Origin of the sequence: Paenibacillus sp. FSL R5-0912, assembly GCF_000758605.1 — a bacterium.
Taxonomy (GTDB): Bacteria; Bacillota; Bacilli; order Paenibacillales; family Paenibacillaceae; genus Paenibacillus_AQ.
This window is the reverse complement of sequence record NZ_CP009282.1, coordinates 2,995,872-3,016,661: the sequence shown is the minus strand read 5'-3', so window position 1 is coordinate 3,016,661 and position 20,790 is coordinate 2,995,872. Positions and strand designations below refer to the sequence as shown.

General features: G+C 51.4%; 14 protein-coding genes. 4 read left to right on the top strand and 10 right to left on the bottom strand.

What is annotated here, in order from left to right; translation table 11 throughout:
• Positions 1–11 precede the first annotated feature (11 nt).
• The 4 genes from R50912_RS12535 to R50912_RS12520 form a co-directional block, all read right to left on the bottom strand.
• Entirely contained in the window at positions 12–893 is an 882-nt protein-coding gene (locus R50912_RS12535; RefSeq protein ID WP_042235212.1) for a carbohydrate ABC transporter permease, read from the bottom strand.
• The gene (locus tag R50912_RS12530) at positions 890–1,855 is read right to left on the bottom strand and encodes a carbohydrate ABC transporter permease (protein WP_042235210.1); all 966 of its coding nucleotides are present in this window, start codon (positions 1,853–1,855) and stop codon (positions 890–892) included. Before R50912_RS12530 ends, R50912_RS12535 begins: the two co-directional genes overlap by 4 nt.
• A gap of 18 nt (positions 1,856–1,873) precedes the next feature.
• A complete protein-coding gene (locus tag R50912_RS12525) occupies positions 1,874–4,768 on the bottom strand; it encodes an extracellular solute-binding protein (protein WP_042235208.1) in 2,895 nt (964 codons plus the stop codon).
• 96 nt (positions 4,769–4,864) lie between these two features.
• Positions 4,865–6,256, bottom strand: coding sequence for an ABC transporter substrate-binding protein (locus R50912_RS12520; protein WP_042235206.1), 1,392 nt, complete (start codon positions 6,254–6,256; stop codon positions 4,865–4,867).
• 255 nt (positions 6,257–6,511) lie between these two features.
• Between R50912_RS12520 and R50912_RS12515 the strand changes: the two genes are divergently transcribed.
• The 4 genes from R50912_RS12515 to R50912_RS12500 all read left to right on the top strand — a co-directional run bounded on the left by R50912_RS12515 (position 6,512) and on the right by R50912_RS12500 (position 11,368).
• Positions 6,512–7,279, top strand: coding sequence for a helix-turn-helix transcriptional regulator (locus R50912_RS12515; protein ID WP_231637837.1), 768 nt, complete (start codon positions 6,512–6,514; stop codon positions 7,277–7,279).
• A 372-nt stretch (positions 7,280–7,651) separates the two neighbouring features.
• Positions 7,652–8,566, top strand: coding sequence for an ABC transporter permease subunit (locus R50912_RS12510; protein ID WP_156123469.1), 915 nt, complete (start codon positions 7,652–7,654; stop codon positions 8,564–8,566).
• A complete protein-coding gene (locus tag R50912_RS12505; protein ID WP_197073078.1) occupies positions 8,563–9,528 on the top strand; it encodes a carbohydrate ABC transporter permease in 966 nt (321 codons plus the stop codon). Before R50912_RS12510 ends, R50912_RS12505 begins: the two co-directional genes overlap by 4 nt.
• Positions 9,529–9,574: 46 nt before the next feature.
• Complete coding sequence (locus R50912_RS12500) at positions 9,575–11,368, top strand: type 2 periplasmic-binding domain-containing protein (RefSeq protein WP_052416260.1); 1,794 nt, start codon at positions 9,575–9,577, stop codon at positions 11,366–11,368.
• Between the two features lie 687 nt (positions 11,369–12,055).
• Here the strand turns inward: R50912_RS12500 and R50912_RS12495 are convergent.
• The 6 genes from R50912_RS12495 to R50912_RS12470 form a co-directional block, all read right to left on the bottom strand.
• Positions 12,056–12,838 carry an alpha/beta hydrolase gene (locus R50912_RS12495; protein ID WP_042235204.1) on the bottom strand — a complete coding sequence of 261 codons (783 nt, stop codon included), beginning with the start codon at positions 12,836–12,838 and terminating at the stop codon, positions 12,056–12,058.
• A gap of 91 nt (positions 12,839–12,929) precedes the next feature.
• Complete coding sequence (locus R50912_RS12490; RefSeq protein ID WP_042235202.1) at positions 12,930–14,954, bottom strand: right-handed parallel beta-helix repeat-containing protein; 2,025 nt, start codon at positions 14,952–14,954, stop codon at positions 12,930–12,932.
• A gap of 244 nt (positions 14,955–15,198) precedes the next feature.
• Entirely contained in the window at positions 15,199–16,146 is a 948-nt protein-coding gene (locus tag R50912_RS12485; RefSeq protein WP_042235201.1) for a carbohydrate ABC transporter permease, read from the bottom strand.
• Between the two features lie 16 nt (positions 16,147–16,162).
• On the bottom strand, positions 16,163–17,137 hold the full coding sequence (locus tag R50912_RS12480) for an ABC transporter permease (RefSeq protein WP_042235199.1): 975 nt from the start codon (positions 17,135–17,137) through the stop codon (positions 16,163–16,165).
• 90 nt (positions 17,138–17,227) lie between these two features.
• Entirely contained in the window at positions 17,228–18,937 is a 1,710-nt protein-coding gene (locus R50912_RS12475) for a type 2 periplasmic-binding domain-containing protein (protein WP_042235197.1), read from the bottom strand.
• A 102-nt stretch (positions 18,938–19,039) separates the two neighbouring features.
• Positions 19,040–20,782, bottom strand: a complete 1,743-nt coding sequence (locus R50912_RS12470) for a sensor histidine kinase (RefSeq protein ID WP_042235195.1) — start codon at positions 20,780–20,782, stop codon at positions 19,040–19,042.
• Between the last annotated feature and the right edge of the window lie 8 nt (positions 20,783–20,790).

The following is a 20,790-nucleotide window of genomic DNA, read 5'->3' as shown; positions in this document are numbered from 1 at the left end:
GTTCCTCCTCTCTACTCTTTCATACCGGATGTGGCCATCGTCTGAATGACACTGCTCTGTGAAATAATGAACAACAGGATCGGCACGGTCATCAGCAGCAAGGCCACCGCAGCCCCTACTCCGGCACGTGCAATCCCGCCCTGGATAACCTGGCTGAGCGCATAGTGAAGCGTTTTAAGGTTCTCGCTGTAGATGAAGCTGCCTCCATCCGTGCCCCACAGGGCTGGAAATTGCAGGATCATCAGCGTCAGCCAGGCCGGCTTCACATTGGGCATCACGATCTGCCAGAACACGCGGTATTCATTCGCACCATCAATTTTGGCCGCTTCGATCAGCGCATCCGGGATCTGCTCCATGAACTGCTTCATCAGGAACAGACCCAGCGAGAAGGCCAGTGAAGGAACGATAATCGCCGCCTGTGTATTAATCCACCCGAGCTGCGACATGACCAGGTAATTGGGAATTGCCGTCACATGAGGTGAGAACATCAGGGACAGCACCACAATCCTGAACAGCATATTGGAGCCGGGGAACTTGAATTTGGCCAAAGGATAGGCCGCAGCCGAAGCGAGCAGGATATGGCCTGCGGTTCCTACCAGTGTAATCAGCAGGGTATTCGCTACATATCTGGTGAACGGCACCCAGGAATTCCCCATGATCACCACCAGATCGGTGAAGTTCTCCAGCGTCGGGTTCCGCACAAGAAATCTCGGCGGGAAGATAAACAGTTCATCCAGCGGCTTGAAGGCATTGTTCACGGTATAGATCAGCGGGAGAACCATGAACGAGCCGAAGGCGAGCAGCAGGCCGAACAGCATCAAGCTGACAGTAAAGGACCGGTTCAGTCTTTTTTGAGGGCGAAACGCCCCTATAACTCTCGAATACAGGGTCATTCACCCACCTTTCTGAGCAGTTTTTGGGTCATCATATTGGTTCCGAGCATAATGCCGAAGAGAATGGTAGCAATGGCAGAAGCATAGCCCATCTCAAAACGGAGCGTCCCGTAATCCATCAGATGGGTTACCACCGTATGCCCCGCATAGTTGACGCTTGGGAACCCCGCAAGCGCGATGGAGACCTCGGCCACCGCGAAGGAGGCGGTGATCTGCATAACTGCACCGAACATTAGCTGCGGCCGCATGGACGGCAGCGTGATGAACCACAGCTCCTGCCAGCGGTTCCTGATCCCGTCCATGGCCCCCGCCTCGAACAGCGTTTGGTCTACGGTCTGCAGACCGGCGATGAAGGCCAGGAAGCTGGTGCCCAGACTAAGCCAGAGCTGAACGATAATGACAATGGCGAGGATATACTTCTCATTCTGCAGCCATTGGATCGGCTCCAGCAGCACCCCGATCTTCATCAGGAAGCCGTTGAGATACCCGTAGCTGTCCCCCGAGAAGACGATCAGCCAGATAAAGAACACATTGCCCGAGATGGATGGCGCATAGAATACCAGCGTCATCAGCGCCCGGACGAAGGGCGACAGTTCATTGATCAGCCAAGCGAACAGGAAGCAGGCGATATAGCTTAACGGACCCGTGATGACTGCGAACAGGAAGGTATTCTTCAGCGCAATCATGAATACATCGTCGCCCAGAAGCAGCCTTGAATAGTTCTCCCACCCGACGAACCGCGGCGTCTCCAGCATATTGAAGTAGAAGAAGCTTAGCCCGAAGGAGACGACCACCGGGATCACTGTGAACAGGAAGAAGATGATCATATAGGGACTCATCATGAAATAATAATGTTTGCTCTTCTTGATATCTTTCCATAATTGCGCCCGGCGGGACACCTTGACGGGACCGCCGGCCAGCCCATGTAAGGCTGGTTCAGCGGTATTGTGTATTTGTACCATCGGCTCACAGCCTCCAAACTAATACGGAAGTTTGAATTCCTTCCGTTTGATCTGAATTTCATCGTTAATATAGATCAGATAATCCGACAGAGCTTCGCGCGGATTCACGTTCCCGTTAACCACCTTGCGGAACGCATTGTCCAGATGTCTGCCTGTGAAGTATCCGCCCGGAACCTGCGGATTGCCCTTCACCCATTGCCACTGGTCCTCCAGCTGGGTATAATCCTTCACCGGCCACGGCAATTCCTCCAGCGCCTCGATATTGGCGGTCGGATAACGTGCCGCCGCCCCCATCAGCCCTTCCATTTCCCGGCCGTACTGGACCTGGGTGTCCTTATCCGTCCACCACTTCATGAATTCCCAGGACGAATCCTTGTCCTTGGCATTCTCCAACAGCATTACGCCGGTCGTATGACTGGCTACGCTATGGTCTACCGTACCGTCCGCCTGCTTCGTTCCGGGCACCACCGCGAATTCCCACAGGTTACGGATCTCCGGTGCCATCACGGTCAGGCTGTTGTAGATGGTATAATCGGCAATCCCGATCGGGATCTCCCCGGTACGGAAGCGGTTCGGAAAGTCCACCTTCACCGGGAACTTGTAATTGGTATAGAACTGGGTCCATGTGTTGAATTCACTCATGGAGGTCTCCGAGTTCAATGCGCTTCGCTTCTGGTCGTCCGTATACAATTGACCCCCGTTCTGATAGAGCAGCATGGTGAAAGCCGCATTCGGCACCAGCGTAGCATTGTTCAGCGTATCCTCCAGCGGCAGATAGAACTCCAGGTTATGCCTCTGCAGCACGGAGACTACGTTGTAGACCTCCTCCCAGGTGGTTGGCGGCTCCAGCCCAAGCTCCTTCAGAATATCCTTCCGGTAGAAGAGCATCGGGAAGATCTGCTGCTCGGGAAGCCCGTAGACGCTTCCGTTATACTGGTAAGGCGTGAGGGCGCTGTCCCGGAACCGGGAGGCCACCTCCTCGAAGTCCGCGAAGAGGGATAAATCCGCAGATGCCTTACGCATGGCATAGTTAACCGGAAGGTCCTCTCCGATCTGCATGGCTACATCCGGCCCTTCCCCTGCCAGGGTGGCGGGCAGCAGAATATTCGGAGGCACCAGTCTCAGCGCAACGGAGATGCCCGTATCCGGGGTGAACGTATCGTCAATCATGCTCTTCATCACCTGAGCCTGATCCCGGCCAGTCGAAATCCAGACCGTTATCGATTTCTGGTTCTTCGCCACATTACCGATGCTGTCATAATCAGCGGTATACGAGGCGCCATACGCCCTCAGCTCATGCTTCAGCTTCTGGAAGAAGGTAGCCTGCGCACGGGGCAGCGGCTTGCCGGGTGCCGAGATCACCAGGGAATCCAGCGTCAGCGGCTGCTCCCGTACGCTAAGTATCCAGGTGCCCAGTCCGCCGACATTTGTTTTGAAGGAGACCAGCCGTTTGGCTACCGTATCCGGATGCTCTGCCATATCCTCCAGTTGGGTTACCATCGAGTACAGGACCGATACTTTGTCGCTGCGCTCTCCGGTCGCCTGCTCCAGATATTCACCGACACTGCGGATAATCTCTGCCTGCTCCTTGAATACCTTGGTCATATTCGGTATCCGCTTCTCCAGCTGATAATCGCGGAATTTGTCCGGATTATTGGAGGTTATCGCCAGAACATTGCGGTACATTTCATTCAAGGTCAGGACGCTGGACTGAACGGTACGGACCAGAGGCGCGATATCGCCCAGCGTTACGGTCAGCCTTAGCCGGTGTGTCCCTTTGGTAAGATGGAACAGGTAAGGCTCCTCCCCGCCGAGTACGTTCATCTGCCAGCCGGGACTGTAATTGAACCGGATTTGCTTCATCTCGGTGAACGGGTATTCACCGTCAATCGTCAAGCTGCGGTTGGCATAGACGCCCCGTAGCTGATTCTGCTTCTCCTTGAGCGCTATCCGGTACAGCCCGTCTTCGGGGACGTCAATCTGCCACTCAATCCATTGCCCCGGCAGCTTCCAGTTCACCCCTCCGATCGTATTGATCCTTAAATTGGAGACATCATAAGGAACAACCGCCGGACTGGAGCGGTCAGATAGCGGGTATAAAGTAGGCGAGGATTTGGCGGACGCCGCTTCGGCCTGAACTTCGATATCAGGCTCTGTTACCGGCTTCAACCCTTTCGCCTCATACTCCTGTTTGGCCTCCGCATAAGACCTCACTTCCCGGTCCTGAAACAGCTCAATGTAATCTATAGCCATCGGCTCACGGAGTGCGCTCAGCGACAAGGTCTGATTCCCCTGCTCCAGATAGAAGGAATACGGCTCCTCATAGAAGCCCTCACTGTCGGCAATCACCGTGGACTGCCACACCGGCTGCTCCACCTGTCTGGGGCGGAGATCGTTCCCGCGGTCGTCCTGCTTGATGACCTCCTCACGGTTCCCCCAGACCCGGTCGAACAATAATGTATCCGCACCCTTGAACGGGATCTGCTGATTAATGGAGAAGGAACGCTCAATGGAGGAGCTTTTGCCTTCCACCGGGTAATAATGAACCCGGATGTTGTACAGTCCGGCTTCCGGAACCGGCACCTCCCAGGAGATCGTTCCCTCTTCCGGGGTAATGACCGCCGTGCCGTCAAGCCCCTCGTATTGCGCTTTGACTTCAAAGAGGTCACCCTGATTGCGGGAATAGTCCTCCCCCTCAATCCGGAGCTCCCGCTCTGGCCGTGCAGCGTTCCCGTATTGCTTCAGATAAGCTTCATAGCTGCCTTCCTCCGCTTCCTGCAGGACGGCAGTGAACTTGCCCGCCGCCGGAGAATCGGAATGAACAGGCTGCCCCGAGGAATTCAATATCCAGATCGTCCCGGCCAGCAGGACAACAACCAATATTATCGCTGTGCTTCTATTTCGAATATTCAACGTTCTCCTCCCCTTAAGCGCTGGATCATAAGTCTAATGTCAGCGAAAATGGGAACAACAGTCCGCCGGGGACTGTTGTTCCATCCGGGTATCCGGTTATTTTTTGTATACGGCGTCCACAGAAGCCTGGACCTTAGCCTTGTACTTCTGGATGACCGTGGAGGCTGAAGTTCCCTTCTTCAGTTCGTCAAGCAGCTCATAGTACGGCATGGTCGAGAATGTATTATGGTTCGTTAACAGCATCCCGCCCTCTACCAGCTTGGCATTATTGATATCATCTTCGTTGTCATACGTACTCTCCAGGGATGCCTGCTTAGGATAATCGTAGATCGACTCGATGTCGTTGATCTTCTCCCAGATATACAGCAGCCATTCCGGATTCTCGACCTTCTTCGGGATCGTCAGGAACTGGACATTGGACTCTACGCTGTGATATTCGGTCGCATTCGGGCCTTTGGGAAAAGGAACAAACCCGATATCATAATCCTTCATATCCGTCTTGAAGCCATTCGCCTCATAATCCGCCCCCGCATACATCAGCGTGTTCCCCTGGCGGAAGAACTGCGCCGGTTCCTGCCAGTCGCCGCCTTCTGTCGGTCTGGCTACCTTCTCGGCACCCAGCTTCGAGATGAACTTGAAGACCTCCAGCGCCTTGGGATCATCGAGATTCTGCTTGTCGTCTATCGTCAGATCAGTCTCGTTGGCGGCCAGGGCCATTTCCAGGAACCCGCCTGAAGCCAGTCCCCAGACATCAAGTTTACCGTTGTTATCCGTATCTTTATTGGCCTCTTTGGCTACCTGGGTGAAGGTATCCCAGTTCCAGTTATCCTCGTTAACATATTCCTGAAGCGGCTTCATGCCTAGCTTCTTCATCAAGGTCCGGTTATAGAATACACCGCTGATCAGATTGCCCGCATTCTCCGAGAATCCATAGCCCTTGCCGTTGTATTGTGAGAATTCCGTCGTCATTTGCTGGTTGAAGGCATTCTCATTCTTCGTATAATCATCAACCGGCCAGAACAGATCCTGCTTGGTCAGCGCCGGAATCATATAGGCCTTGCCCATTCGGACAATATCTCCAAGCGGTTCACCGGCCACCAGTGAAGCTACAACCTTCTTCTGGTATTCGCCGAAGTCCAGCGCCACATATTCAACCTTGAAATTATGCTTCTTCTGGAGTTCCTTCAGATTCTTCGAGCGCTGGATATTGTCCGGGTTGTCCTCAGGGATCGTCATATCCCACCAGGAGACAATCTTGATCGTTCTGCCGCCCATATCGAAATCCATTTCCGGTGTGGCGGTGGTTGGCTCTGCGGTTGCTGAAGCTTCAGGTGTTGCCTCTGCCGCCGGCGTATTCGCCGAAGCAGCCGGCTTCGCTGACGCCCCTCCCCCGGCATTCCCGCCGTTCCCTGATCCTCCGCCGCATGCCGTCGTTGCTGCCACTAACAACATACTAATGAGTACTGACATTACCTTTTTAGTCCGCATTATGTGCCCCCCCAAATATGAATGACTTACCTCGAAAGTTTAGCGCTTACATTTTCAGGCAACAACCTGTCTAACTTCAGGTGTTCACCTGTCAAATTATAGGTCCGGCCGACAAGCCCTTACACACCGGGCAACGCAGTTCCGATCAAGTAAACAAATGGAGCCTGGTGCAAGAATTGCACATTGTAGCCCTTCGCTCTGTTGCACATAATGAATGGAGGCAGCCTTAACTTCTCTTAAGAAAGCGGGGTCTTCATGTTGTACAGAATCTTGTGTGTCGAGCGGAACCGTCATGTGCGGGAGATCGCTTCTTATATGGCAGGGAGCAGGCTTAATAATTTCATCTTACATGCACATGCTGATTATTCTTCCGATATTCTCCGGCTGATCCATAGCGAGGGGATTTCACTGGTTCTTCTGAATATCCGGGGCGTCCACACGCCGGGCATGAGACTCTGTGAGCAGATTAGACGGGGGAGCTCCGTTCCGATTATCCTTCTGGGGGGCAGCGGGGATTTCGAATTGGCGCGTCAAGCGCTGCTCTATAATGTAAGCGATTACTTGACGGACCCGGTTGATCCGTCGGAGCTGGGCAGAAGTCTGGAGGCGGTTAGACGGGGCTTTGCCCCTGAGGACAGACCTGCTGCGATGGCACAGGATGATCAGAAGGCCAGTGTTCAAGAGCCGGCACCCTCCTGTCCGATCGTCAGTACGATCAAGCAGTACGTGGATGAGCAGCTCCATCATAATATTACACTCAAGCGGATCTCCGATTCCCTGAACTTCAATTGCGCGTATCTCGGACAGAAATTCAAACAGCAGGAGAATATGTCCTTCAACGAATATCTGCTGCGGCAGCGGATGGAGAAGGCGAAGCTGCTTCTGGAAACGACTGATATGAAGATCTATGAGATTGCAGATGCTGTAGGATATACGGAAATCGACTGGTTCTACAAAAAATTCAGAGAATACACCGGAGCAAGTGCCAACGAATACCGTAAGCAATGCTTCATCACAGCATGAGCCGGCTCACCTGTAACCGGACAATGCAGGCGTTTAGCCTCATACTAATAATTTGAAACTATTATATTTTATTGTAAATTAGTAATATAACTGTTATTCATTCGTAATTTCACCTAACAATAGATCAATAACTGGTGAGGATCTGTCATTGTTTGAAGGCAAACGATAATTTATTATAATTCCATAGATATGTAAGCGCTATCAATAAAGACAGGTTAGGGGAAATAGCGTTCCGCAAACCCACCGCGCAGGTTGAACTTCGTTTTTTGTAAGAAGGGGGATGACATACTGGATTATATATAAGGGATAGCAGCCCTGGTGAAGGCTTTTAATGAAGCAATATACAAAGAGAATATGATGAGGAGTGAAACGATGCGCAGCCAGAGCATAAGAAGCAATTCTTTCCGGAAATTTCTTTACATTTCGCCCTTTATGGTTTTACTTGCTGTCTTTTCATACTATCCGCTCTATGGATGGGTATATGCCTTCTTTGACTATACCCCGCCCATTCCGTTGTCCCAATCACCGTTTGTCGGCTTCAAATGGTTTCACTCCCTGGTCGAGAATCAGGTCAAGATTGATCAGTTGCTTCAGGTCATCAAGAACACCTTCGGCATCAGCGGACTGGGCATTCTCTTCTCCTGGCTCCCTATGATCTTCGCCATCTTCCTGACAGAGATCAAGGCTGTCCGGTTCCGTAAATTCATTCAGACCGTAACCACACTGCCTAACTTTATCAGCTGGGTCCTCGTCTACTCCCTGGCCTTCTCCATGTTCTCTAGTGAAGGTATGGTCAACGGCTTCCTCCACATGACGGGACTGTCCGATTCTCCGGTTCTTTTCCTTCAGAGCTCGGATCATGTCTGGCTTACCATGTGGTTCTGGGCTACCTGGAAGACACTCGGCTGGTCAGCTATCCTGTATATCGCCGCCATCATGGGCATTGACGAGTCGCTGTATGAAGCAGCTTATGTGGACGGTGCAACCCGGATGCAGGTGATCCGGCATGTCGTATTGCCAAGCATGATGCCGACTTATTTTGTTCTGCTGATGCTCCAGATTGCAAGCTTCCTGAACAATGGACTGGAGCAATATTTTGTCTTCCAGAATGCGTTTAACAAGGACACTATGCAGGTTCTCGATTTATATGTGTATAACCTCGCCATGGGCGGCGGCAGTTATTCCGTCTCCGTTGCCATCAGTATGCTGAAGAGCCTGATCAGCGTTGTGCTTCTCTTTTCGGTAAACGGACTGTCCAAATTATTGAGAGGAGAGGGCATCGTATGAGTGACAACCAGACTGGACTTACGCCAATTAGCCGGGATATAAACATTTCCAAAAAAACGATCAAAATGCAGGTCAGCGCCACCGACAAAATTATTTCAACAATCGTCTATATCCTGTTCTCCCTCTTCGCCTTCATTTGTGTCTATCCGTTCTATTCGATCATTATCAATACCATCAGCGCGAACGATCTCAGTGCCAGGGGTGAGATTATCTTCTGGCCTAAGGGGATTCATTTCCAGAACTATGTAGATGTATTCAAAATACCGGGCCTTGGGAATGCCTTTGTCATTTCGCTGGGCAGAACGGTAATAGGCACCCTTCTCACTGTAGGTGCTTCTGCCTTCCTGGGATTCATGTTTGCGCAAGAGGATATGTGGGGCAAGAAATTCTGGTACCGCTTCACCATCATCACGATGTTCTTCAATGCCGGGATCATCCCGTGGTATCTGACCATGAGAACCCTGCATCTTACCGACAATTTCCTGGCGTATATTCTTCCGTCCGTGGTAGCCCCGTTCTTCATCATCCTAGTCAAAACCTTCGTGGAAGCTACGCCGAAGGAGCTGCAGCAGGCGGCCAGTATTGACGGTGCCGGGATCTTCACAATTTTCTACAAAATCATTCTGCCGATCAGCAAGCCTATCCTTGCAACCGTTGCCATCTTCTCGGCGGTCAATCAATGGAACTCCTTCCAGGATACGCTGCTGCTGGTGACGGACAGCAAATTGTACAGCCTGCAGTTCATTCTGTACAACTACATCAACCAGGCAAGTTCCTTGTCCACCATGGTTAATCTGCAGAACGCCGGATCAACGGCAATGGCCACTCTGGCTACCAAGCAGACCTCTACCTCCATCCGCATGACGGTAACCATTATCGTTGTCGCACCTATTCTGCTGGTATATCCGATCTTCCAGAGATTTTTCGTTAAAGGAATTATAATTGGTGCTGTCAAAGGCTAATGCGCCTGCGCCATTTATGATACATTAAACATTCGGGGGGCTACACATGAGAACACATATTAAGCTGGGAAGAAAGTCCGCGCTGTTACTAGGGACGGCCATACTGCTGGTAACAACGGCACTAAGCGGCTGCAGCGGGAATTCCAACAATGGTGGCACTGCAGCGGGGACGGCCGAACCCGGAACACCTACTGAGTCATCCGATCCGGGCACTGGCGGCATTGATCACAGCAAACCTTTGACCATTACGGTATTTAACAATGCGGCTAACTATCAGGGCGAGCAGACCGGGTGGTACGGCAAGCTGCTCAAAGACAAGTTCAATATCACACTGAACATTCTGGCTCCGCAGGTAGCCGGCGATCAGCTGTACAAGACCAGATCTGCATCAGGAGATCTGGGTGACCTCCTCATTATTGAGAACAGCCAGCTTGAGGAATTAATTCCGGCGGGTATGATTATGGATCTTACGGACTTGATCAAGAATACAGAGCATCTGTCCAAATATGTAGACAACCACTTCAAGCCGTTCAATGTTGCCTTCGAGAAGCAGAATCCGGACGGTAAAATCTATGCCCTGCCGGCCTTCACCGCCGATACTTCACCAACCACCTTCTCGGAGGAGCTGCCATACTCCAGCCCGATACTACCTTGGGACTATTACAAGGGAATCGGCGCGCCAAAGCTAAACAATCTGAACGATCTGATGACCGCCCTCAAGGACATGCAGGCCAAATATCCGAAGACTCCGGACGGCAAGCCAATTGTTCCGATCACGCTGTGGAAGGACTGGGACGGCGGAAGCATGGAGAATGTCCGCTGGCTCAGCAACTGGTATGGCTATGAGCAGCCGAACGGGACTACAACCATTCAACTGAATGCCAAAGGTGATATCGTTCCGATCGTAGACGACAATAGCATGTACAAGAAGATTCTACAGTTCTATTATGACGCTAACAAAATGGGCCTTGTCGACCCGGACTCCCCTTCCCAGGACTGGACCAAGGTATCCGAGAAGCTGACCAACAAACAGGTTCTTCTGCTGTGGTATTCCTGGCAGAGAGGCTTCTACAACACGATTGAAAGAGGCAACCAGGGCGACGGCAACGTAGCGGTTCCAATTGCGGACAGCCACTTGATCCAGAACAGTGATGCTTACTTCGGGAACGGAAGAGTCTTTGCCATCGGCTCCAAAGCGAAAGAACCGGAAAGAATCATGGAACTGATGGACTGGATGTCTTCCCCTGAAGGCTTGCGCTACTACACCAACGGCTTTGAAGGCTTCAACTATGAAAAAACACCTGAAGGCAAATTCAAGCTGACGGAAGTAGGCCAAACAGCATTCCAGGAAAACACCCCTGTACCTGATGAGTACGGCGGCGGCGGTTATCAGGATGGCCAGAGCAAAGTGAACTCGATGATCATGAGTGATTTCGTAGTCGATCCGGAAACCAAGGAGTTCTACAACAGCACCTATTGGGCTTCCACCATTGAAGCCAACAAAACAGCGCTGACAACAGACTGGCAGAAAACCTATGATGCGACCACTCCGACCGAATACTATCAGAAGAACAACATGATTGATATCGTACCTAATATCAACACAAGTCTTGGCTCGGATTCTTCGGATGTTAAGAATAAACGCAGCCAGATTTCGGATTATGTGAAGAACACTTCCTGGAAAATGATCTTTGCCAAGGATCAGGCTCAATTCGATCAGCTCTGGACCAAACTGAAGAGCGATGTAACCGGTCTCGGCTGGGATGATGTATTCGCCGTAGATAAGGAAAGAGCAGACAAAATCGTTAAAATGCGTGCCGATGCAATCGCGAATAAATAAGCAGTGACCGGATGCACAGAAAAAAAAGGCAGCCCTGGATTGGGGCTGCCTTTTTCGCGCTTAAGTATATATTAAGCCAACTTCTGCGGCCTAGTGCTATACAGTTCCAGCCAATTGAGCCCCTCGTCGGCCAACCTGCCTACCATTCTCCGGCCAATCCAGCCCCTCGTCGGCCAACAAGTGGAAAAACGTATCTTAATTTACCAGCTTCCGGCGTTTGCAGACATATAAGTGGAAAAATAGCATCTAATTTTGCTATTTTCTCCATTTAGCGTGAATTGCAATAAATTAAGTGCTGTTTATCCAACTACTTTTGCAGCAAGGGAAGTATGTTCATCAGCAAGTGTATACAATCCAACTATTTCCTCACAACAACCTCAACGCCGCGTGCAGTGCAGTCTTATGCAATCGGTGGACGACATGATTAGTGGCTGATTAGTTGGCGATAGGCGAACGTTGGGTGTGTGATTGGTGGACGAATGATGGGCAAACGGCAGGTACTCAGTGCTTAATCAATGCCCGATCAGTGTCTGAACATTGCCCGATCAGTACCAATCCGCACTCGATCAATGCTCGGTCAGCGTTTGATCAACGGACAATCAGTGTACGTTTGGCAGGGCGTTTCGCGGCTACAGTAGCACCTCCAACGGAATCAGAGGTGCCCGCTCCGAGCACCCCCCAAACCATTTAAAATATAAGCTGCGAGAACTGATACAGACCGTTCTTCCAGACCGGCCAGTCGTGGTCGCCCTGCTCCTCCACCCAGATATGTGGTACGTTATGCTCCGCCAAATAGACATGTGTCCGGTCGCTGACATACTTGAGGCTGTCCCGATCTCCGCAGGATAACCAGAGCAGGCTAAGCGCTGCGGACGTCTGCTGCGGGCCCGGTACCAGCAGTTCAGGCTCCTTCGTGTTGGGCGCCGGGGAGAACGCCCCGATCCAGGCGAACCGGTCCGGGTTATTCAGACCCATGTTGAGCGATTGCCCGCCGCCCATGGATAACCCGGCCAGGGCACGGTGCATCCGGTCCGTCTGAACGGAATAATTCGCTTCAATATAAGGGATGAGATCGTTCAGCAAATCAGATTCAAACGTCTCAAAGGCCTTCACCTTGTCAGGAGCGAAAATATCGCCTTCCGGCCGGTCATTCAGCATCGCGCGGCCGTTCGGCAACACAACGATCATGGGCTTCAGCAACTGATCGGCATACAGATTGTCCAGAATGATCTGCGGTTTGCCGTGAGTATACCATTCGTCCTCATCCCCGCCAATCCCATGAAGCAGATATAAGACGCTGTATTTCTCTGCGCTGGAATATCCGGGCGGTGTATATACCCGGGCCTTCCGGGTGTTGCCTACTGTAGCAGAGGGGTATTCTATCGTACGGATCTCTCCCCGCGCGATACCTTCCTGCTCCTGATCATACCCCGGTTTTTGCGTCAAATACTTCGGATTACTTCCGTTCAATGCCCCTCATTCCTCTCTTTGAATGTATGTATATTCCACACTTAGTTTATTCGATAAACAAAGTGTGGATTCCTTCCCCTGTTCCTCTGTGTTACAGCACAATTTTCACTGGGCCATTATCTGATAATTCAAACGGTCCGGGAGTCACACGGGTGTCCGGGCGCTGCTTATTGAAGAAGTCACGGTCGAAACGGTAAGGGGAGCCATCCGGTTCCTCATAATACATCTCAGCGTGATAGCTTCTGCCCAGCAGATTCGTGGTGACTACTGTAGGCGCTGCTGCACGCAGCAGCTCAGGGTTCACAATATGCACCTGCACCTTGCCCGAAGCCGGATCAACCTCGATCTCAAGACCCCTATCGGCATAGACCTTAGCATTCGGCTCATGCGTACTCGGCACCGCGTCTTTCAAATACAGATTGCCCTGGATCGCTACTGGAAGGGCCATCTGTTCGGGATGGAACGGCTTCCCGGCCTCCACCATCGCCTTAATCTCTTCCTTGGTGTATTCCCACCACTGCTTGTCCAGGGAACCCGGGTAATCGTTGTACCCGCCCAGCCCGACAGGATGGAGATAACAGCGGGAATTATCCGGGATACCGTCCATCACCCGTTCACCGTTATCGTTAAGGCTCTCCCTTGGGGCAAGCGGGAGATGCTCGAAGAACGTCATCGGAAGCTGCTCATTGCCGGTATCCTCATCACGCAGGAAGATATTGTTGTAATACCTGTCGTCACCGCCCACAATATTGCTGTACCCGGCCACTGCTGTCTCGTGAGGCATATGGTACGGCGTATAGCGGGTAAGCTCAGGGCGCACCACGAACCTGCCGGCAAACAGATTATGGACGAATGCACCACCCTGGGCCATATTGCGGAAATTCATCGGCGACAGGAACAGGTTGTGATCCACCATATAAGGGCCGTGGCAGACCTCCATGAAGAAATCCTCGGACAGATTGTCATAAAATACATTCCGGCTGATGCGGGTGCCCTGCGCCTGCCAATCCAGCCATAACGCCCGGTAGGAGCTGTAGATGACATTCCCGCAAATCTGGGTATCCAGTGAAGCATGGAGCTTGATTCCGCCCACCTCTGCCCCGTGGAAAATACGTTTATGATGAATATTGTAAATGCGGTTCTGAAGAATCTGGCTGAAGGCCCCACCTAAATGGCCGACAATTCCGGCCTGTTCACAATCATGAATCAAGTTATTGCGGACGATATGACTTCCAATGTTGTCCTTATGCCAATCCTGACGGAGTGCGCGGAAAATAACCTCCTGCTCGCGTTGCGTTCCGCCTTTGCTGCGGCCATTTGACCATTCGTTATGTCCGGTCGTTATTTCTTTGCCAAGGCTGATCCCAGTACATTTGGATTCGCTGATATGGTTATCCTCAATAATCCAGCCCTTGCTCCAATGGGGACCTATAAGCCCTTCCTGCAAAGCCGTAGGCGGAGCCCACTGGGGAGAGGCCTGCCGGAGTGTAAATCCCCTGACCGTTATGTAGCTGCGGCCGGTCTTCTCAGGCCAGAAGCAATAGGGACGGACATTGATTTCCACATTCCCGCTTCGGGGATCTCTGCCGCCGAAGTTCGCCCAGATTTGGGTGAAGGCAGTGCCTGCTTCCGCATACCACTGCAGCAAAGAGTCCTCCGCATATTTGGCCTGCGGCCAAACCTCGGGATTACGCAGCTTCTCCACGCCATCACATTCATACAGGGATTTGCCGTCAAGGTATACCTCTCCCAGATGCGGCTCGAATGCACCTTCAAACAGCCAGTCTCCGTACAGTTTAACCTTATAAGGATTGCGGACAGCAAAGAGGGTATTCGGTACCATCGTGCTCCAGACACCGTCTCCTTCGTCTTGCCAGTCGGCTACCGGCTCAGCACCGGTAATCACCACTTCCCCGTCTCCGGCCGATTGATATACAATCCGCTGGTCCTCCGTGCCTCCATTGGCGGGACTGACCCATTCCCTGTAGATCCCCGCATGTACTGTAATGATATCTCCCGGCAACGCAAGCGCCGCAGCGCGGGAAATGGAGCGGAAAGGTTGTTCCGCCGTACCCGGCGCCTGATCGCTCCCTTGAATGGCAACATGATATTCCATTGCTTAAATCCTCCTCTTCCCTGCAAGTCATCTGCAAATTAAGGGTGTTCACCCAAGCTTACAGGTTAGTACCCAACCCTTTTATTATACCATTTATTGGGCTGGTTTTAGTAGGGTGATAGCGTTTTCTGCAGCCTCTGATCTGCTTGGCTGGAGTAGCCCATTAGTGTTAACGGCAACAACAAAGAGAAGGAGCGCTTGATAGCATAACTCAAGCGCTCCTCCTATACATTTATCCGCGATGTTACCCTTTGACTCCACCAACCATCATGCCTTTGACAAAATATTTCTGCAGGAAAGGATACACCATGATGATCGGCACTGAGGCCACAATCGTCATCGTCGCACGGACAGACATTGGCGTTACCGCATTATGCTGCCCTCCGGTGGCGCCCTGAATCATACCGTCGATGCTGGAGGTGCCGTTGGTAGTATTGGAATTCTGCAGAATCTTTTGCAGCTCATATTGCAGCGTACTGAGTCTGGCATCCGACGAATTGTAGAGGAAGACATCGAACCACGAGTTCCACTGGTACACTCCCGAGAACAGCGCCACCGTTGCAAGCACGGGCACCGTTAACGGCAGGATGATGCTGAAAAAGGTTCTGTAATCCCCCGCACCGTCAATCCTTGCCGATTCGATGATACTCTCGGGAAGATTCTCGATGAAGGAACGGATGATAATCAGATTGAACACGCCGATCATCCCAGGGAGAATGTAGACCCAGAAGGTGCCGACTAGTCCCATATCCCGCATCAGCAAATAATTAGGAATCAGACCGCCGTTGAAGTACATCGTCATGATAAAAGCAACGGTGATGAATTTGCGCAGCACATAATCCTGTCTGCTGAGCGTGTAGGCCAGCATGGCTGAGCAGAAGACGGTCACTACCGTTCCAATAACGGTCCGCAGAACCGAGATGAATGTCGCATGAAAGATCGTCGACTCTTTCAGAATATAACTGTAATTCGCCAGCGTCCACTCTCTCGGGAGCAGGTAGATCCCGCCTTTTATGGAGTCTTGTGCGTTGTTAAGCGATACGGCAAGGACATTCACAAACGGATAAAGTGTAACGATCATTAATACGATCATGAAGCAGTAATTGCAGATAACAAACAAGCGGTCGCCGGTGGAAGAGCTTATTTTGGGTTTGCGGTTTAGTTTTTTTTGTTTGGCAGCTACGGTTTCCATACCTGCGCCTCCTTTTCTAATACAGCCTCGCTTCGCCCATGCGCTTCGCGGCATTGTTCGCCAGGAACAACAAGATGAAGCTGACGACGGTCTTGAACATTCCCGCTGCGATGGACAGGGAGAAATTACTCTGGGCGATTCCGTATTTCAGTACGAATATATCAATGTTCTCGGAATAGTCCACATTCATGCCGTTGCCCAGCAGGTACTGCGGCTCAAATCCCGATTCCAGCAGATAGCCGATATTCATAATGAGCAGGACAATCACAACGGACTTGATGCCCGGAAGCGTGACGTAGATCATTTTCTTGAACCGGTTCGCGCCGTCGATCTCTGCAGCCTCATACTGTGTGGGATCAATCGTGGTCATCGCGGCTAAGTAGACAATCGTGTTCCAGCCGATATCCTTCCAGACGGAGCTGGCTCCGAAGATCGTCCAGAAGTATTCCGGGATACCCAGGAACAGAATCTCATTGCCGCGGTCAATGAAGCCCAGACCCACCAGCAGCTGGTTAATGGTCCCATCCGGCGACAACGTCGTCTGAATAATGCTTGCGGCAACGACCCATGAGATAAAGTGCGGCAGATAACTGACGGTCTGCACTACACGTTTGAAGGCAATATTGCGTATTTCATTCAGCAGCAAGGCAAGCGTAATCGCGGTAACGAAGCCAAAAAACAAATTGATCGAGCTCATCGCCAGCGTATTGCGGAGTACCCGGAGAAACCGGTCATCCCCGAACAGAAATTTGAAATGCTCCAGCCCGATCCAGGTCTGCTCCATGAATTTCTTGGCTGGCTTATAATCCTGGAAGGCGATGCTCCAGCCCCATAACGGCAAATATTTAAATATAATCAACCAGATCAAAAAGGGGACAGACATCACAGCCAAAGCCCGCTGCTGCCCCAGCTTTCTGCAAAACAGCCTGATCCGGCCCGGCTCCTTGCTCGCCGCCAGCCGGGGTAGGGCGGGTACCGTATTTTTATCCATCCGTATTCTCTCCTTCAGCACATCGTGCAGTCCAAGCAACCGGAAAGACCAGCCTAGCTGATGCAGTCTGGCCTTCCCCCGTCTTCCTGACTACTCGTTCGCCAGTTCAACCTTCGCTTTGACTTGTTCGGTAGTCCATTTCTCGTAACCGGCAGTGTCGAGCTTGCCGAATTCCTTCATATAGTCCTCCCAGACAGTCTCGAATTTATCCGGAGTAGTTAGCACCAGCTTAGGGAAGAACTTCTTCGTCAGTTCATCCTTGCTCGCTTCCCAGAGCTGTTCCGGTGAATTCTGCTCCTTGGCGAAGCCCCAAGCCGGGAAGTAAGGACGGGGAACCGGTTCAGCGAACAATTGGCTGTAGGTCTGAACGCCGTATTTGTCCAGAATAGCTTTGTCTTTGTCCGTCAGCGTCATTTGGAACACTTCCGGCTGGCTGGCGACATTCTTGGCATTTCCGTTAGCCAGGGTAGAGGTCGTATTATACATCGGCCAGTTCCAGCTGAAGTATTTGAAGCCAAAGCTCTCTCTGAAGGCTTCGTCAATCTTGTCAATCTGCTCCTGTGTCCGGTGGTAGCGGCCTTCTTCATTCACTTCATACGTCTCGCCCTTGATTCCCCAGGACATGAGGGTCTGATTCTCTTCGGTCAGCATATTGTCGAAGAACTGGATGATTCTAACCGGATCTTTGGCACTGACTGTAATGCCGATTCCGCGGTTGGTTACGAGTCCGCCCGGAGGATCAAGGTAAGCATCCGGTGTGCCCTCCTCGAAGGTAACCGGCAGCGGGAAGTACTTGTAGCCGTCCAGCTCAGGATCTTTTCTGGCCGCATCCTTCAGCACATTCAGCGCATTGTCCACCTGCCAGCGGTAATCGAAGAAGCCAAGCACCTTGTGGGAGGTCAATTTCGCAATGTATTGATCATAGTTATCTACAAAGGATGCCTTATCGAACAAGCCGTTCGCATTGAGATCATTCAGCACCTTCAGCCATTTCTTGGTGGCCTCTGAGCCAGCATAGGTTTTGGCCTCCCAGGTGCTTGTATCCACCGTAACGTTCCCGTCATTCGGATAGCCCATCAGGTGCATCGGCGGGTTGGAGGTGGCGAAGAATCTCCAGTCATGCGTAAGGGACACCAGGCCTGTCAGATTTTCATCCTTATGCTTTTCACGGTAATTTTTGATCAGCTCAATATATTGATCCAGCGTTGTGATCTTCGGATAACCGGCTTCCTCCAGCACACGGCGCTGGACCCAGAATCCCGCTCCCGCTTCCGGTTCAGGAATAAAGTCGTTCACCTGGGCGGCAATCGGCAGGAAATAGATTTTGCCGTCATTGGACCGCATTTGATTCAGCGATTTGCCATACACACGCTTAATATTCGGACCATATTGTTCAATCAGCTCATCAAGCGGGATAAACGCGCCTGCATTCAGTACTTCCTCTATAGCGGCATCCGGGATCAGCACATCCGGGTAATCGTTGGCAGCAATCATGGTTCCAATCTTGGTATTGAGATCCCCCACTACGAACTCCAGCTTGAAATTCACACCGGTCTGTTCCTCCAGCAGCTTACCGATGGTCGTTTCGTTGGTATTTCCATCCTTCGAGCCGGCCACCCCGTTGAAGATTTTGAACGTTACTTTATCCTGCTTGGGTTCGGCCTCTGTAGTTGCAGCGCTTGTCGGTTCCGTTGTTCCCGTATTCTTCTTGGCATTATTGGTCCCCGAGCAAGCGGTCACCATAGATAATGAGACGACTGCAGTAAGAGCGAGAAGCCATATTCTCTTGGTTTTGCCCATTACTTTTATTCCCCCTTTTGTATTCATAATTTAGTGCTTCTTTAGTATAAAAGCGTTTTCATTTCTACGTTACCCGTAAAATTATGGCTTCTTCTTTGAAAACTATGGATTTGCTGGAATTCTCAGCTCAATCCGCGTCCCTTCACCCGGCCTGCTGTCCACATGGAAGGCTGCTCGCCCGCCATACAGCATGGTGACCCGGTAGATTACATTCTGTATCCCGATGCGTTCGCCGATAATCCCCTCCATATTGAGGTATCCGTACAGCGTCTCCACCTGTTCGCTGCTCATGCCAATCCCGTTGTCCTCCACTTGAAAAACAACCTCATCCCGCTCCACCCGGATGCGGAGCTCAATGTCTCCGCCCTTCTTCAGCGGCTCGATACCATGAATGCTGGCGTTCTCCACAAAGGGGAGGAACACCATCTTCGGAACCAAGCAGGCGTAGGCTTCAGGCTGCACATCGATATGGTAGCTCAGCTTATCTTCGAAGCGGTATTTCTGGATATCCAGAAAACACATAATAAACCCAAGCTCCTCCTCCACGCTCACCCATTCCTTATTCCAGGTCAGCGAGCTGCGCAGGATCATCGCCATGCTTTGGATGATTTTGGCCGTCTCGTTCTCATGCTTGAGCAGGCTGCGCATCCGTATCGTTTCCAGCGCGTTGAACAGAAAGTGGGGGTTAATCTGGCTCTGCAGAGCATTAAGCTGCGCCTTCCGCCGTTCCAGCTCCAGGGATTTCTTCTGAATTTCCGTGAGATATACATCGTTAATCAAGGCCTTAATCTGCATAATCATACTGTTGAATTCCAGGGTCAGCTGGCCGATTTCGTCGCGGGACTCCCCGTGCATGATCATCTGGAACTGCTGTGTCTTGACCTTCTTCATGTGCCTTAAGATCTCGACAATCCTTAAGTTGATCGAGCGGGTAATAATCAGAATAATGACGGTGGGGATGATCATCATCAGACAGGCAGACCACAGAATGAAATGGCGGGATTTCAGCGCCGCCTTGAACATCTCATTCTCGTTGACGGTCCCGATAATCCGCCAGCCGGACAGATAGCTGATACTGCCGTATTCCTTCTCGAAATCAATGTTATGCTCCTTCTTCAGCGAGGCATACTGCTGCCTGTCAGTCCCCCGCCAATCCACGGCCCGGTTGGTCGTATATTCAATCTGGCCCTCCGGATTCAGCAGATACACATCGCCCTGCACATTCAGATTGGCAAACACCTCGATGAGGTCAATCGTCTTGAAATCAAGCTTCACCAGCTTCTCCTTGACCATCCGGTCTGCGAAATAATCCATCCGCCGGAGCAGAGAGAACGATTGGAAGCGGCCGCCGGAGTCCTCAATACGGACGAACATCGGCTGTGAGGAGGCTTCCTGCATCCATTGCTTATACCAGTCAGTCCCCCGGACCTCATTAGACAGAATACCGATATTCCCTGAATTCAGCAGTGTGGAATTATCCACATAGATCGTCTTGTTCTGCAGCGAGGAGGAGAACGGGGAATAGTTGTTCAGCGTGGATCGCAAATAGAGATCATAGGCTTCCACATAGTCTTCAGTCTGGGTGAAATTACGGTTCAGTACCTCATTGGTTTTGTAATCCGCATAGAAAAAAGAGGATAAACCCACTGCCTGATCCACCATCAGCCGGAACTCATTTTTGATCTGCTCAACGGCCAGGTCGATGTCCTTGATTCTCTGCTCCCTCACATTTCCGGTAATAATGTTGTAGAAGATGATATTCGTCAGAATGATCGGAGCAATAATCCCGAGAAAATACACCAGGAACATTTTGTTCCTGAGCCGGATGTTATTCAACAGCTTCATACAAGCCC

Excerpts from the sequence above, each read along its gene's own strand:
- R50912_RS12535 (WP_042235212.1), bottom strand. The coding sequence starts at position 893 with ATGACCCTGTATTCGAGAGTTATAGGGGCGTTTCGCCCTCAAAAAAGA.
- R50912_RS12530 (WP_042235210.1), bottom strand. The coding sequence starts at position 1,855 with ATGGTACAAATACACAATACCGCTGAACCAGCCTTACATGGGCTGGCC.
- R50912_RS12520 (WP_042235206.1), bottom strand. The coding sequence starts at position 6,256 with ATGCGGACTAAAAAGGTAATGTCAGTACTCATTAGTATGTTGTTAGTG.
- R50912_RS12515 (WP_231637837.1), top strand. The coding sequence starts at position 6,512 with ATGTTGTACAGAATCTTGTGTGTCGAGCGGAACCGTCATGTGCGGGAG.
- R50912_RS12510 (WP_156123469.1), top strand. The coding sequence starts at position 7,652 with ATGCGCAGCCAGAGCATAAGAAGCAATTCTTTCCGGAAATTTCTTTAC.
- R50912_RS12505 (WP_197073078.1), top strand. The coding sequence starts at position 8,563 with ATGAGTGACAACCAGACTGGACTTACGCCAATTAGCCGGGATATAAAC.
- R50912_RS12500 (WP_052416260.1), top strand. The coding sequence starts at position 9,575 with ATGAGAACACATATTAAGCTGGGAAGAAAGTCCGCGCTGTTACTAGGG.
- R50912_RS12490 (WP_042235202.1), bottom strand. The coding sequence starts at position 14,954 with ATGGAATATCATGTTGCCATTCAAGGGAGCGATCAGGCGCCGGGTACG.
- R50912_RS12485 (WP_042235201.1), bottom strand. The coding sequence starts at position 16,146 with ATGGAAACCGTAGCTGCCAAACAAAAAAAACTAAACCGCAAACCCAAA.
- R50912_RS12480 (WP_042235199.1), bottom strand. The coding sequence starts at position 17,137 with ATGGATAAAAATACGGTACCCGCCCTACCCCGGCTGGCGGCGAGCAAG.
- R50912_RS12475 (WP_042235197.1), bottom strand. The coding sequence starts at position 18,937 with ATGGGCAAAACCAAGAGAATATGGCTTCTCGCTCTTACTGCAGTCGTC.
- R50912_RS12470 (WP_042235195.1), bottom strand. The coding sequence starts at position 20,782 with ATGAAGCTGTTGAATAACATCCGGCTCAGGAACAAAATGTTCCTGGTG.